Source organism: Streptomyces sp. NPDC057565, assembly GCF_042801455.1.
Taxonomy (GTDB): domain Bacteria; phylum Actinomycetota; class Actinomycetes; order Streptomycetales; family Streptomycetaceae; genus Streptomyces; species Streptomyces yanii.
This window is the reverse complement of record NZ_JBHVFU010000011.1, coordinates 92,821-106,507: the sequence shown is the minus strand read 5'-3', so window position 1 is coordinate 106,507 and position 13,687 is coordinate 92,821. Positions and strand designations below refer to the sequence as shown.

Sequence of the window (13,687 nt, the reverse complement as noted above, 5' to 3'; positions counted from 1 at the left end):
GTCCTCCCGTTACCCGATACCCGTCACTCAGGGTTGTCTGCGAGCGATCTCGCGGCCCGGGCGCAATGGGCGAGCGCGGCGCGCGCGTACGCGGGCGACGCACCCGCGAGGCCGCACGACGGGGTGATCACCGACGACTCGGCGAGAGTCCCCGGATTCAGCCCCAGCCTGCGCCACAGCGTCCTGACACCCATGACGCTACCGCCCGGGTCCGACAATGCGTCCGAAGCCGGGTCGGTGCCGGGCACCACACCGAGGAAGAGCTGGGTCCCGCCCTCCACCGCTTCCCCGATCGCCTCCTCCTCACGCTCGGTGAGCAAGGAGAAGTCGAACGAAATGCCGTCGGCCCCGGCGCGACGGAGAAGCGCGAACGGCACGTCGGGCGCGCAGGTGTGGACGACCGTGGCGCCGTCCCCGTTCGCCGCCAGCACATCGCGGAGCGTGCCCTCCACCAGCTGCCGGTCCACGGCCCGGTAGGTGCGGTATCCGCTCGCCGTCCGGATCTGTCCACGGAGCACACCGGTCAGGGACGGCTCGTCGAGCTGCAGGACCACCTGCGCGCCGGGCACCCTGCGCCGTACGTCGGCGAGGTGGTTCCGCAGCCCCTCCGTCAGGGAGCCCGCGAGATCGCGGCAGGCGCCCGGGTCGCCGAGCGCTGCCTCGCCGCCCCGGCGCTCCAGCGCGGCGGCCAGCGTCCAGGGGCCGACGGCCTGGACCTTGAGCGGCCCCTCGTACCCCTGGGTGAACTCCTCCAGGGCGTCGAGGTCCTCGCCGAGCCAGGAGCGGGCCCGGCGGGTGTCGCGGCCCGGCCGGTCACTGATCCGCCAGCCACTCGGCTCGACATGGCCGTACATGTCGACGAGCAACCCGACGGTCCGCCCGATCATGTCCGCGCCGGGCCCGCGTGCGGGCAGTTCCGGCAGATGGGGCAGGCCCTCACCGTCCGCGAAGGACCCGGTGACGGTCTTCGCCGCCTCCCGCGCGTCTCCCCCGGGCATCGACCCGATCCCGGTGGCCCGGCACCCGCTGAACTTGCTTTTCTCGCTCACGCAGGAAGCCTACGGTCCGGGTCGCCGGGCCCGTAGCGGGGCGGGCCCGGCACAGCGCTTGCGCCGGGCCCTGTCCAGGTCCCGGTCAGTGCCCCGGGCGGACCGTCAGGTCGTTGACCTCGGCGTCCCGCGGCAGATCGAGCGCCATCAGCAGCGTGGTGGCCACCGACTCCGGGTCGATGAACCGGGAGGCGTCGTACTCCTTGCCCTCCTGCCGGTGGACCTTGGCCTGCATGGGGCTGGCGGTGCGCCCGGGGTAGACGGAGGTCACCCGTACCCCGTTCTCGTGCTCCTCGTGGCGCAGCGAGTCGGCGAGCGCCTTCAGGCCGTGCTTGCTCGCGGCGTACGCACTCCACTCCGCGTGTGCGCTGAGCCCTGCGCCCGAGTTGACGAAGACGACATGCCCCTGGGCGACCCGTAGCTGCGGCAGGAAGAGCCGGGTCAGCTCGGCGGGGGCGACCAGGTTGGCGTTGAGCTGGAAGTGCCATGCCTTGGGCGTGAGGTCGCCGACCCGGCCGAGCTCCACGACGCCCGCGATGTGCAGCAGCGAGTCGAGCCGCTCCGGCAGGGACTGCTGGGCGAAGGCCCAGGAGAGCCGGTCCGGGTTGCCGAGGTCACCGACCAGCGTGCGGGCGCCGGGGTGGAGCGCGGCGAGCTCCTTGGCGCGGCCCGCGTCACGGGCCAGCAGCACGAGCTCGTCGCCCCGCTCCAGAAGACGGCGTGCGACAGCTGCGCCGATGCCGGAGCCGGCGCCGGTGATGAGATGAGTGGACATGGCCCCATGGTCGCATCCACCCGCCCGCTCACTGCAGCCCGGACCATTCCTCGAGGTACGCCAGGGCCCCGACCCCGTCCTTCGCGAAGAACACCAGCTCGGCGAGCGGAAGCGGCAGGAAGCCCTCGTCCTCCATGCGCTGGAACTGCTGCCGGAGCCCGTCGTAGAAACCCGCCGTGTTCAGCAGGACGACCGGCTTGTTGTGCTTGCCGTGCTTCTTCAGCTCCAGGATCTCGGTGGCCTCGTCGAGCGTCCCGGTACCCCCCACCATGATCACGATCGCGTCTGCCTTCTCCAGGAGCAGCGCCTTGCGCTCGGCGAGATCGAGCGCGATCACCATCTCGTCGGCGTTGGTACGCGCCTTCGCGGCCAGGAAGTCCACCGACACCCCGACGAGCCTGCCGCCCGACTCCTGCACCCCGTCGGCGACGACCTTCATCAGCCCGCTCTCCGAACCACCCCAGACCAGGGTGTGCCCGCCGCGGCCGAGCAGTTCGGCGAACTCACGGGCGGGCTGGGTGTAGCGGTCGTCGAGGTCGGCGGCGGAGAGGAAGACGCAGATGTTCATGGATCCACCGTATGCGGCGCCACTGACACTCCACGGAGGGGGGAAGAAATCGGCGTACGGAGCGGCTGCACCTGACATGACTTCCACCTCAGGACACCGCATCACCGTCGAACCCGGCACCGAGCACGTGCGCGTGGTGCGCGACGGTCAGCTGCTCGCCGAGAGCCGCCGTCCGATCGTACTGCGCGAGACGGGCTGTCCGGTGCGCTACTACCTGCCGCCGGCCGACGTCCGTACGGAACTGCTGACGGCGTCGGACACCCACACCCACTGTCCGTTCAAGGGAGACGCCTCCTACTGGTCGCTGCCGGACGCGGCCGATCTCGTCTGGGCCTATCCGGACCCGAAGCCCGAAGTCGCCGCGATCAAGGACCACTTCTGCTTCTACGACACGGAGACCGTCTCCGAGTGACCGTCAGGCTTCGTTCCCACGTACCGAACGGAACATTCCCAGAAGTTCTCGGCAGGATCGACGAGTTCGGCGACGCACGCCCTGATCGGCGGCTTCAGCACCACCCCGGCCGGCTGACGACCCGGGCCCTCGCGGACGCGATCGCGCGCGCCAGGCGTCCCAGCACCAGGAGTGTCCGGCCCTGAGCCGCCGGACACTCCCGCGCGTGTTCGCCAGGGGTCAGCCCTGGCCCACCGCTGCTTCGGTGCGCCGCACCGTCGTCGCGATCGTCGCCGAGCCGACCACCCGCGTCCCGTCGTACAGCACGACCGCCTGGCCGGGGGCCACGCCCCGTACCGCCTCGGTGAAGGTGACGTTCAGTGTCCCGTCCACGAGCTCGGCGGTCACCTCGGTCTCGCCTCCGTGGGCGCGGAGCTGGGCGGTGTAGGTGCCGGGGCCGACCGGGGCGGTACCGCACCAGCGGGGCTTGATGGCGGTCAGCGCGGTGACGTCGAGGGCCTCGACCGGGCCGACCGTCACCGTGTTGTTCACCGGGGAGATGTCCAGGACGTAGCGCGGCTTGCCGTCGGGGGCCGGGTGACCGATGCGCAGGCCCTTGCGCTGGCCGATGGTGAAGCCGAAGGCGCCCTCATGGGTGCCGAGCCTGTTGCCGGACTCGTCGAGGATGTCGCCCTCGGCCTTGCCGCCGAGGCGGTCGGCCAGGAAGCCCTGGGTGTCGCCGTCGGCGATGAAGCAGATGTCGTGGCTGTCGGGCTTCTTCGCGACGGCCAGGCCGCGGGCCTCTGCCTCGGCGCGGATCTCTTCCTTGGTGGTGAGGGTGTCGCCGAGCGGGAACATCGCGTGGGCGAGCTGCTTCTCGTCCAGGACGCCGAGGACGTACGACTGGTCCTTGGCCATGTCCGAGGCGCGGTGGAGCTCACGGCTGCCGTCCTCGTTCAGCACGACCGTGGCGTAGTGGCCGGTGCAGACGGCGTCGAAGCCGAGGGCGAGCGCCTTGTCGAGCAACGCCGCGAACTTGATCTTCTCGTTGCAGCGCAGGCACGGGTTGGGGGTGCGGCCCGCCTCGTACTCGGCGATGAAGTCCTCGACGACGTCCTCGCGGAAGCGTTCCGCCAGGTCCCAGACGTAGAACGGGATGCCGATGACGTCCGCGGCGCGGCGGGCGTCGCGGGAGTCCTCGATGGTGCAACAGCCGCGCGCTCCGGTACGGAACGACTGCGGATTCGCGGAGAGGGCGAGGTGCACACCGGTCACGTCGTGGCCCGCCTCGGCGGCGCGGGCCGCTGCGACGGCGGAGTCGACACCGCCCGACATGGCGGCGAGCACCCGGAGGGGGCGCGGGGAAGTCTGGTTCATAGCTCCACCAGGGTACGGGTCACCGGGAACCGAACGCTCGCGGATATGCGTTGTCGATCACATGGGGACCAAGGGGACGGCGGGCGCCAAGGGCTCCGCGGGGTCGAAGTCGGAGCACGGCATCAGCCGGCGCGGGCTGCTGATCGGCGCTGCCGTCACGGCCGTGGGCACGGCCGCGCTGGCGCGGACGAAGCTGGAGCATGCCTGGTGGCGGCTGCCGGGAATCGACAAGCCCCGGAAGCCGGGTGAGCTGGATTACGCCCGGGCGGAGTGGATAGCGGCCTCCACGGCGAACTGGCGGCGGGCGGACCGCCCCGCCGACTACGACATCGACCGGGTCGTCATCCACGTCACTCAGGGCAGCTACCGCGGCGCGGTCAAGGTCTTCCAGAGCCCGGCCCACGGGGCGGCGGCGCACTACGTGGTGCGCCGGGACGGCCATGTGGCGCAGATGATCCGTGAGCTGGATGTGGCGTTCCACGCCGGGAACAGGTCGTACAACGAGCGCAGCGTCGGCATCGAGCACGAGGGGTTCGTGGACCGGCCGCAGGACTTCACGGCGGCGATGTACGCGTCGTCGGCGCGGCTGACGGCCGCGATATGCGGGCGGTACGGGATTCCGGTGGACCGCGAGCACATCATCGGGCATGTGGAGGTGCCGGGCACGGACCACACCGATCCCGGTCCGCACTGGGACTGGGACCGGTATCTCAAGCTGGTACGGACGGCGGCTGCCGGCCCGACGAAGGGCTCCGGGGACCCGACACCCCCTAGCTGAGCCCCGCCGTCCTGGCGCGCTCGACCGCCGGCCCGATCGCCCGTGCCACGTCCTCGACGTCCTGCTTGGTCGACGTGTGGCCGAGCGAGAACCGCAGCGTGCCGCGGGCCAGGTCCGGATCGGTGCCGGTGGCCAGCAGCACATGGCTGGGCTGGGCGATGCCCGCCGTGCAGGCGGAGCCGGTGGAGCACTCGATGCCCTGGGCGTCCAGCAGCAGCAGGAGGGAGTCGCCCTCGCAGCCGGGGAAGGTGAAGTGGGCGTTGGCCGGGAGCCGGCCGCCGGGGGCCGGGTCGCCGCCGAGGATGGCGTCGGGGACCGCGGCCAGCACGGCCGCGACCAACTCGTCGCGGAGCCCGCCGATCTCGCGGGCGAACTCCTCACGCCGTTCGGCGGCAAGCCGTCCGGCCACCGCGAAGGCGGCGACGGCGGGCACGTCGAGGGTCCCTGAGCGCACATGCCGCTCCTGGCCGCCGCCGTGCAGCACGGGTACGGGGGTGTGTTCGCGGCCGAGCAGCAGCGCGCCGATGCCGAACGGGCCGCCGATCTTGTGCGCGCTGACGGTCATCGCGGCCAGCCCCGAGCCGGCGAAGTCGACGTCCAGCTGACCGAAGGCCTGGACCGCGTCGGCATGCATCGGCACGCCGAACTCGTTCGCCACGGCGGCCAGTTCACGGACCGGCATGATGGTGCCGATCTCGTTGTTGGCCCACATCACGGTGACCAGCGCGACATCGTCGGGGTTGCGCACGATCGCCTCGCGCAGTGCGTCCGGGTGGACGCGCCCGTACGTGTCGACGGGGAGGTATTCGACGGTCGCGCCCTCGTGCTCGGCGAGCCAGTCGACGGCGTCCAGCACCGCGTGGTGCTCGACGGGACCGGCGAGAACGCGGGTGCGCCGCGGGTCGGCGTCGCGGCGGGCCCAGTAGAGGCCCTTCACGGCGAGATTGTCGGCCTCGGTGCCGCCGGAGGTGAAGACCACCTCGCTGGGGCGTGCTCCGAGGGCGTCGGCGAGGGTCTCTCTCGACTCCTCGACGGTACGGCGGGCCCGGCGCCCGGCGGCGTGCAGTGATGACGCGTTGCCGGTGACGGCGAGCTGGGCGGTCATCGCCGCGATCGCCTCCGGAAGCATCGGCGTGGTCGAGGCGTGGTCGAGGTAAGCCATGGTGGGCTCGATTCTACGAGCCTGTGGCGGGGCGCATGCCGGGCGCATAGCGGTCCGGTACCCGTGCGCGGTGGACGGGCGCTGCGCCACCTGTCCCGATCCGGTCGGGAGGGGGCCGGGGCGCACCGTCGGTCAGCTGCCGAAGCTCCAGGAGACGGTGCCGCTTCCGGTGACCAGGAAGGCCAGGACGACGAGATCGGCGATACCGAGGGCGAGCCCGAGGAGGGCGCGGCCGCGGCGGGCGGTGGAGCGGGCGAGGGCGATGACCGCCATCACGATGGCGACCGGGCCGAGCAGGATGTTCATCACCAGGAGGCCGATCAACCCGAGCACGAAGGAGGCGACGGCCAGACCGTCGGCGTCCCGGGTGGAGCGGGCGGCGTCGCCCTCCTCGGTGGCCGCTTCCGTACCGGACGTGGCGCGGCGGGCGAATGCGGTGAGGGTCATGGTGCGGGCTCCTTCGTCTCTGTCGTGGGTGCGGATCGGCCGCGGGTACGAACGTGCCGGGGTCAGCGGGACCGGCGCTGCGTGCTCAGCCGTTCGCGCATCGCGAAGACCAGCAGCCAGCAGCCGATCGCGGCGGCGAGGACGAGGGTCAGCGGGAGCGGGATCTGGACCACCGCTCCGAGGACGACCCCCAGCAGAAGCAGGGCGGCAACGAGGACGATCATGTCCGGCCTTTCCGTGAGCTCTCTCCGGCTCACGAGGAGCAGTTGAGAGTACGAATGTTCACTGACTTGTCAGTCTAGACCCGCCCGACGCTTCCCCGTTCCGGAGAACAGTTGTTTACTGAATGGCATGAGTCACACCGTCGGCATCCGCCGGACCCAGAAGCTGAAAACCCGTCAGGCCCTGCTGGACGCCGCGCTCCAGCTGCTGGAGCACCAGAGCCTGAGCAGTCTGGGCCTGCGTGAGGTGACCCGGGCAGTGGGCGTCGCACCGACTGCCTTCTACCGGCACTTCGAGGACACCGCCGCGCTCGGGGTGGCGCTCGTCGAAGAGGCGCTGGGCAGCCTGCACGGGATGATCGGCGAGATCCTCGCAGCGACGGGCGACAGCGAGGTCCGGCTGGACCGCAGCGTGGACCTGATCATTCGTCATGTCCGCGAGCAGCCCGCCCACTTTCGCTTCATCGCCCGCGAGCAGCACGGCGGCGTCGGCCCGGTCCGCGAGGCCATAGCGGCTCAACTGCTGAGCTTCGCCGAGGAGGTGGCCGCGGCACTCGCCGAGGATCCGGATTCGCGGGGCTGGAGCGACGAGGATCTGCTGATGCTGGGCGGCCTCTATGTCGACCATATGGTGCTCACGGCCTCGGCGATGCTGGAGGCGGGTCCGGCGGGCGAGCACCGGGTCGCCGAGGTCGCCCGCCGGCGACTGCGGCTGGTCACCCTCGGCAGACTCCACTGGCTGGACGACACGAATCCCGCGGACATGCCCGGGATTCCGTGCACGAGTGACGACGACTGAGCACCGGACCGCAGCTGCAGCAGTCCCTACGAAGAGCCGACCGCCGCGCTCATCGGCCGTCTGCGGGCGGACCGGACGGATCCCCGTACAGCCGGGTGACGGCCGCCGCATGACGGGCGACCACGGTCCGGGCCTCGGGCGGTGAGAGCACTTCGAGGTTCGGGCCGAACGCGAGCAGGGAACGGGCCCATTCGACGGAGGGCACGGCCAGCTCGGCGAACAGCCACTCCCCCTCGTCCGGATCGGGGTGCGGCTCGCCCGTCAGCACCCCCGCGTGGAGACGTACGAACAGGTCGAGCCGGGACCGGCGCACCCGCACCCGCAGGCGTACGCCCCCGGGCCGCTCCTCGACCTGTCTGCGCAGCCCCTCCCAGACCTCGGACAACTCCACCCCCGGGCGGCGCACGACCGGGTCGTCGGTCGCAGTGGCCTGCCGGATCCGGTCGGCACGGAAAAGCTGCGGCGTCCCGTCGCGGTCCGCGACCAGGTACCACACACCCGCCTTCACGACGAGGCCGTACGGATCGACGACATAGGTGCGGGCGGTGTCCGTGCCGCCGTGCCGGTAGCGAAGCCGCAATCGGCGGTCGGCGAACACGGCGTCGTGCAGCTCTGCTACGTCGACGGTGACCTGCGGTCCGCTCATCCAGCGGACCGGGTCGACGAGGATCCGCCGGCTGGTCAGCTCGGCCGCGGGCCGGTGCGGCGCGGGCAGAGCCGCCATCACCTTGCGCAGCGCGGAGCCGAGCGCCGCGTCCAGACCGAGTGCGGCATGGGCGCCCCGCGCGGCCAGAACGAACAGGGCGCGCGCCTCGTCGGTGGTCAGGCCGGTGACATCCGTCCGGAAGCCGGGCAGCAGGGCGATACCGCCGTGCCTGCCGCGTTCCGCGTAGACCGGGACGCCCGAGGCCGAGAGCGCCTCGATGTCGCGGTAGATGGTGCGCACGGAGACGTCGAGGCGCTCGGCGAGCTCGGTTGCGGGGATCAGACCGCGCGTCTGGAGCAGCAGCAGGATCGAGAGCAGCCGGTCGGATTTCACGCCGCCCAGCGAACCATGGGTCAGCTGCGCGGCGCGCGGGCCAGCTGGCGGGACTGGGCGACCAGCCGGTCGGCGCTGTCCCAGACGTCCGCGTCCTCCTCCAGGAAGCCGCCCGCGAGGTTGCGGGTGGTGATGGAGACACGCAGCGGGCCGGGGGCCGGGCGGCAGCGGATATGGGTGGTGAGTTCGATGGTCGGCGTCCAGCCCTTGAGCCCCAGCTCGAACGAGGTCGGCGGCAGCGCGTCGACGGTGAGCAGCAGGGAATACGGATCGGCGTCGCGACCGTCCGCAAGGCCGAACCAGCCGCGCATCTCACCCTTGCCGGACGGGGCACCGACGGCCCAGCCCACGGTCGACGGGTCGAGCTTGATGCTGAGCCGCTCGGTGATCGCGGAGCTTCCGGGGATGGGCGCCGGGCCATCGCCCGGGCCGAAGCACTGCTCGATCGGCGCCATGGCCGGCGGCGTCGCCGACGTACGGATGTCGTCGGAGAGTGAGTCCAGGTCGCCGTAGGTGCCGAGGACCCGGATGCGCTCGACCTCGGTGCCGTCCTCCGCGTACTGGAAGAGGGACGCCTGGCCGGTGGAGAGGGTCCGGCCGGTGCGGACAACCTGCGTACGGATCACCGCGGGGCCGGGGACGGACGCGGTGAGGTAGTGCGCGGAGACCGAGAAGGGATCGGAGTGGGGCAGGGCCTCGCCGAGCGCGCGGCCGAGCATGGCCAGTAGATACCCGCCGTTGACGGCGTGGATGATCGTCCAGCCCGCGGAGAGTTCGGCGTCGTAGACGCCTTCTTCGCGAAGGGTGACGGCGGTGTCCCTGTCGAACTCGCTGTCACCGATGAGTGCCTGAGCTGCCTGTGCCATGGGATGCACCGTACACCGATTGCATTACTGAGCGGTAGCTTTTTTCGTATCGCGACCAGGGGTGCCCGGTCAGGTGGCTGCGGAGCTCTCCTCAGCCGTGGCCGAGGAACGGTTGTAGGCGCGGGGCGCCCGCCAGTGGAAGCGCATCGCCAGCAGCCGCAGAACAAAAGCGGTGATCACGGCGGTGCCGCTGGTGAAGGCGTTCAGCGCGTCGAAGCGAATGCACAGCACGATCATGGTCGCGCCGACGATCGCGGGCACGGCGTACAGATCTCGGTCCCAGCGCAGCAGCGACGGCGTCTCGTTGGCCAGTACGTCACGCAGCACACCGCCGCCGACCGCGGTGGCCAGCCCCAGGGCCGCCGACGCGGTGAGGCCGAGGCCGTAGTCGTACGCCTTGACCGTGCCCGTGACGCAGAACAGCCCGAGGCCGGCCGCGTCGAAGACATTGACGCCCACCTGGATCCGTTCGACCTGCGGATGCAGGAAGAACACCAGGCCTGCGGCGAAGAGCGGGGTGGTGAAGTAGCCGAGATCCGTGAACGCCGCGGGCGGGACCGCCCCGATGACGATGTCACGGAACAGCCCCCCGCCCAGCGCTGTCACCTCGGCGAGTACCGCGATGCCGAAGACATCGAAGTTCTTGCGTACGGCGAGCAGTGCGCCGGAGATCGCGAAGACGAAGATTCCGACGATGTCGAGCGCATGCTGGACGGAGGGCGTGAACAGTTCGTTGAGCACCGGGCAATTGTGCCGGTACTACTCCTTGGGGCTGTCCTCCGCGGTCCCGGAGGGCGTCGCGGCGTCGTCCGAGGACGGTGCGGCGATGTCGTCGCCGTCGGCCGTTTCGCTGGAATCCGTAGCCTCGGCGGCCTCGGCCGACTCCACGACCTCAGCCACCTCGGTGGCCTCCGAAGACTCGGTGACCTCAGCAGGCTCCGCGATCTCGGCCGGCACCGCCTTGGTCACCGAAACCACCTGGACCACCTCCCGCGCCGCGGCCGACACCGTCTCACCCGGCACCTGGTCCGGCGCGTTCTCCGGGTGGTGGCAGGCCACCTGGTGACCGGTCTTCAGCGCGATCAGCGGAGGTTCCTGCGTCTTGCAGACCTGCGTCGCCTTCCAGCACCTCGTGTGGAAGCGGCAGCCGCTCGGCGGCGAGATCGGCGACGGCACATCGCCCTGGAGGAGAATCCGCTCGCTCTTGACGCCGCGCCGCCGCGGGTCCGGTACCGGCACCGCGGACATCAGGGCCTTCGTGTACGGGTGCATGGGCGCCTCGTACAGCGACTTGCGGTCCGTGAGCTCGACGATCTTGCCCAGGTACATGACGGCGATGCGGTCCGAGACATGGCGGATGACCGAGAGGTCGTGCGCGATGATCACGTACGTGAGCCCGAGCTCGTCCTGGAGGTCGTCGAGCAGGTTCACCACCTGTGCCTGGATCGACACGTCCAGCGCCGAGACCGGCTCGTCGGCGACGACCAGCTTCGGCCGCAGGGCAAGCGCACGGGCGATGCCGATGCGCTGGCGCTGCCCGCCGGAGAACTCGTGCGGATACCGGTTGTAGTGCTCGGGGTTGAGGCCCACCAGCGAGAGCAGGTCCTGGACCGCCTTCTTGACCCCGCCCTCGGGCGTGACGCCCTGGAGCTTGAAGGGCGCACTGACGATCGTGCCGACCGTGTGCCGCGGGTTCAGCGAGGAGTACGGGTCCTGGAAGATCATCTGCACGTCGCGGCGCATCGGCCGCATCGCCGAGACGCCCAGGTGCGTGATGTCCTTGCCCTCGAACTCGAGCGTGCCACCGGTCGGTTCGAGCAGCCGGGTGATCAGTCGGCCCATCGTCGACTTGCCGCAGCCGGACTCACCCACGACACCCAGGGTCTCCCCCGCACGCACGTCGAAGGAGATGCCGTCGACGGCCTTCACCGCGGCGACCTGACGCTGCAGCAGCCCCTTCTTGATGGGGAAGTGCTTGACCAGGTTGTCGACCTTGAGCAGCGGCTCGGGCGAGCTCGTCGACTGCGTCGGGATCGCCGTCGCGGCGGCGCTCTTCTCGGTCTTCTCGCTCTTGTCGCTCACAGCTTCGGCGCAATCTCTTCGGTCCAGATCCGGGTCCGATCCTCCGGCGACATGTGGCAGGCCGCGAAGTGGTCGCCCTCGACCTGCTGCAGCTCCGGGCGCGTGGTCCGGGTGATGCCGCCCTTGGGCACATCCGCGTACGGGCAGCGCGGGTTGAAGGCGCAGCCGGACGGGATGTTGATGAGGCTGGGTGGGGAACCCTTGACCGGGACGAGCCGGTCGGTCTCCTCCTTGTCGATGCGCGGCATCGACGTGAGCAGACCCCAGGTGTACGGGTGCCGGGGCTCGTAGAAGACCTGCTCGGCGGTGCCGCGCTCGACGCAGCGACCGCCGTACATGACCAGGATGTCGTCGGCCATCTCGGCGACGACGCCCAGGTCGTGAGTGATCATGATGACCGCGGAACCGAACTCCTTCTGCAGATCGCGGATCAGGTCGAGGATCTGCGCCTGGACGGTCACGTCCAGGGCGGTCGTCGGCTCGTCGGCAATGAGCAGTTCGGGGTTGTTGACCAGCGACATCGCGATCATCGCGCGCTGGCGCATACCGCCGGAGAACTCGTGCGGATAGGAGTCGACGCGCTTGGCGGGCTCCGGGATACCGACCCGGTCGAGCATCTCGACCGCGCGCGCACGGGCCGCCTTCTTGCTGACGTCGTGGTGGTTGCGGTACGCCTCGACGATCTGCGCACCCACCGTGTAGTACGGGTGCATCGCCGACAGCGGGTCCTGGAAGATCATGGACATCTGCCGACCGCGCAGCTTGCGCACGTGGTCGTCACCGGCGCCGATCAGCTCTTCGCCGTCCAGCCAGATCTCACCGCTGATGTCGGGGCGGCTGCGCGCCTGACCGGATCGGTGCAGGCCCATGACGGCCAGCGAGGTGACCGACTTGCCGGAGCCGGACTCGCCCACGATGCCGAGGGTCTTGCCCTTCTCCAGCTGGAAGGAGAGCCCGTCGACGGACTTGACGATGCCGTCGTCGGTCGGGAAGTGCACCTTCAGGTTGCGCACGGAGAGGAAGGCCTCGGGCCGTGGGCCGCCCTGCTCGGGAACACCGACCGGACCGGCCGGCTGCTTGTCCTGGGTGGGGGTGTTGTCGGTCACGTCAGCCTCACACGCGGGTCGACGACCGCGTACAGCAGGTCGACAATCAAGTTGGCCATGACTACGAAGAACGCCGCGATGATGGTGACGCCCATGATGACCGGCAGGTCACCGGAGTTGATGGCATCGACGGCGGCCTTGCCGAGTCCGGGAAGGTTGAAGGTCGACTCGGTCAGCACCGCGCCGCCGAGCAGGGCGCCCAGGTCCAGACCGAAGACCGTGATGATCGGAGTCAGGGTGGACCGCAGCGCGTGCTTGCGGATGACCACCTGTTCCTTGAGGCCCTTGGCACGGGCCGTACGGATGTAGTCCTCGCCCAGGATCTCCAGCATGGTGGCGCGGGTGAGCCGGGCGTAGGTGGCCGCGAAGAGGAAGGCCAGGGTGATCCAGGGCAGGAGCATGCTGTTGAACCAGGCCGCCGGATCGTCGGTGAACGGCGCGTAGTCGCTCACCTGCAGCCATTCCAGGCTGTAGACGAAGACGGCCGAACAGACCAGCCCGGTGAAGTAGATGGGCAGTGATACACCCGCCAACGCGGTGATCATGGTGACCCGGTCGAGCAGTGTGCGTCTGCGTAGTGCGGAGATCACGCCGGTGGCGACACCGCCGATCAGCCAGAGCACCGAGGCTCCCGCCGCCAGCGACAGCGTGACGGGTACGCGCTGCTTCAGGTCCTCCCACACCGGCTGCTCGTTCTTGAACGAGTAACCGAAGCAGGGCGCCGGACAGTGAGTGATCTCCGCGCCCGTGTCGTAGTCACGGCCGACGACTATGCCCTTGACGAAGAGCCCGTACTGGGTGGTGAGGGGCTTGTCGAGGCCCATCTTCTTACGGATGCCCTCGATGGCCGTCTTGTTGGTCTCACGGCCGGCATAGAGGAGTGCGGGATCGCTTCCGGTGATCTTCGGCACCATGAAGAAGATGCCGAAGGTGACCATGGAGACGATCACCAGCATGACGACGACATTGACGAGTCGCCGGAGGAGGTAGACGAGCACTGCAGTCGGCCTGGTCGGCGGGCGGCTGT

Annotated in this window: 16 protein-coding genes; 3 read left to right on the top strand and 13 right to left on the bottom strand. The window is 70.2% G+C overall.

The genetic code is table 11. The features are described 5' to 3' along the window. Window positions 1-23: 23 nt before the first annotated feature. The 3 genes from ACFU8W_RS21755 to ACFU8W_RS21745 all read right to left on the bottom strand — a co-directional run bounded on the left by ACFU8W_RS21755 (window position 24) and on the right by ACFU8W_RS21745 (window position 2,392). Entirely contained in the window at window positions 24-1,049 is a 1,026-nt protein-coding gene (locus ACFU8W_RS21755; RefSeq protein WP_345510198.1) for a methionine synthase, read from the bottom strand. Between the two features lie 85 nt (window positions 1,050-1,134). Then, entirely contained in the window at window positions 1,135-1,824 is a 690-nt protein-coding gene (locus ACFU8W_RS21750) for an SDR family oxidoreductase (RefSeq protein WP_327244223.1), read from the bottom strand. Between the two features lie 28 nt (window positions 1,825-1,852). After that, a complete protein-coding gene (locus tag ACFU8W_RS21745; RefSeq protein ID WP_384039597.1) occupies window positions 1,853-2,392 on the bottom strand; it encodes a TIGR00730 family Rossman fold protein in 540 nt (179 codons plus the stop codon). Window positions 2,393-2,468: 76 nt separating this feature from the next. On the opposite strand from ACFU8W_RS21745, the gene ACFU8W_RS21740 reads away from it, so the two are divergent. Then, window positions 2,469-2,804, top strand: coding sequence for a DUF427 domain-containing protein (locus tag ACFU8W_RS21740; RefSeq protein WP_384039594.1), 336 nt, complete (start codon window positions 2,469-2,471; stop codon window positions 2,802-2,804). A gap of 219 nt (window positions 2,805-3,023) precedes the next feature. On the opposite strand, the gene mnmA is transcribed toward ACFU8W_RS21740, so the two are convergent. Next, entirely contained in the window at window positions 3,024-4,160 is a 1,137-nt protein-coding gene (mnmA, locus tag ACFU8W_RS21735) for a tRNA 2-thiouridine(34) synthase MnmA (protein WP_345510202.1), read from the bottom strand. A gap of 61 nt (window positions 4,161-4,221) precedes the next feature. Between mnmA and ACFU8W_RS21730 the strand changes: the two genes are divergently transcribed. Beyond that, a complete protein-coding gene (locus tag ACFU8W_RS21730; RefSeq protein WP_384039591.1) occupies window positions 4,222-4,938 on the top strand; it encodes an N-acetylmuramoyl-L-alanine amidase in 717 nt (238 codons plus the stop codon). Here ACFU8W_RS21730 and ACFU8W_RS21725 read toward each other — a convergent pair. The 3 genes from ACFU8W_RS21725 to ACFU8W_RS21715 form a co-directional block, all read right to left on the bottom strand. Next, window positions 4,931-6,100 (bottom strand): cysteine desulfurase family protein, encoded by a 1,170-nt coding sequence (locus ACFU8W_RS21725; protein ID WP_384039588.1) that lies wholly within the window; start codon window positions 6,098-6,100, stop codon window positions 4,931-4,933. The genes ACFU8W_RS21730 and ACFU8W_RS21725 overlap by 8 nt on opposite strands. Before the next feature lie 132 nt (window positions 6,101-6,232). Continuing rightward, window positions 6,233-6,547 carry a DUF4190 domain-containing protein gene (locus tag ACFU8W_RS21720; RefSeq protein ID WP_384039586.1) on the bottom strand — a complete coding sequence of 105 codons (315 nt, stop codon included), beginning with the start codon at window positions 6,545-6,547 and terminating at the stop codon, window positions 6,233-6,235. A 62-nt stretch (window positions 6,548-6,609) separates the two neighbouring features. Continuing rightward, complete coding sequence (locus tag ACFU8W_RS21715; protein WP_266981258.1) at window positions 6,610-6,771, bottom strand: hypothetical protein; 162 nt, start codon at window positions 6,769-6,771, stop codon at window positions 6,610-6,612. Between the two features lie 127 nt (window positions 6,772-6,898). On the opposite strand from ACFU8W_RS21715, the gene ACFU8W_RS21710 reads away from it, so the two are divergent. Beyond that, a complete protein-coding gene (locus ACFU8W_RS21710; RefSeq protein ID WP_384039583.1) occupies window positions 6,899-7,567 on the top strand; it encodes a TetR family transcriptional regulator in 669 nt (222 codons plus the stop codon). A 49-nt stretch (window positions 7,568-7,616) separates the two neighbouring features. Here ACFU8W_RS21710 and ACFU8W_RS21705 read toward each other — a convergent pair whose 3' ends face one another. From ACFU8W_RS21705 to ACFU8W_RS21680, 6 genes are all read right to left on the bottom strand, one after another. Continuing rightward, a complete protein-coding gene (locus ACFU8W_RS21705; protein WP_384039580.1) occupies window positions 7,617-8,606 on the bottom strand; it encodes a helix-turn-helix transcriptional regulator in 990 nt (329 codons plus the stop codon). A 20-nt stretch (window positions 8,607-8,626) separates the two neighbouring features. After that, window positions 8,627-9,472 carry a thioesterase family protein gene (locus ACFU8W_RS21700; protein ID WP_384039577.1) on the bottom strand — a complete coding sequence of 282 codons (846 nt, stop codon included), beginning with the start codon at window positions 9,470-9,472 and terminating at the stop codon, window positions 8,627-8,629. A gap of 69 nt (window positions 9,473-9,541) precedes the next feature. Next, complete coding sequence (locus tag ACFU8W_RS21695; protein WP_345510211.1) at window positions 9,542-10,213, bottom strand: trimeric intracellular cation channel family protein; 672 nt, start codon at window positions 10,211-10,213, stop codon at window positions 9,542-9,544. 18 nt (window positions 10,214-10,231) lie between these two features. Further along, on the bottom strand, window positions 10,232-11,506 hold the full coding sequence (locus ACFU8W_RS21690; RefSeq protein ID WP_384039790.1) for a dipeptide ABC transporter ATP-binding protein: 1,275 nt from the start codon (window positions 11,504-11,506) through the stop codon (window positions 10,232-10,234). Window positions 11,507-11,550: 44 nt separating this feature from the next. After that, window positions 11,551-12,660, bottom strand: coding sequence for an ABC transporter ATP-binding protein (locus ACFU8W_RS21685; RefSeq protein ID WP_345510213.1), 1,110 nt, complete (start codon window positions 12,658-12,660; stop codon window positions 11,551-11,553). Further along, window positions 12,657-13,658, bottom strand: coding sequence for an ABC transporter permease (locus ACFU8W_RS21680; protein WP_384039573.1), 1,002 nt, complete (start codon window positions 13,656-13,658; stop codon window positions 12,657-12,659). Before ACFU8W_RS21680 ends, ACFU8W_RS21685 begins: the two co-directional genes overlap by 4 nt. Between the last annotated feature and the right edge of the window lie 29 nt (window positions 13,659-13,687).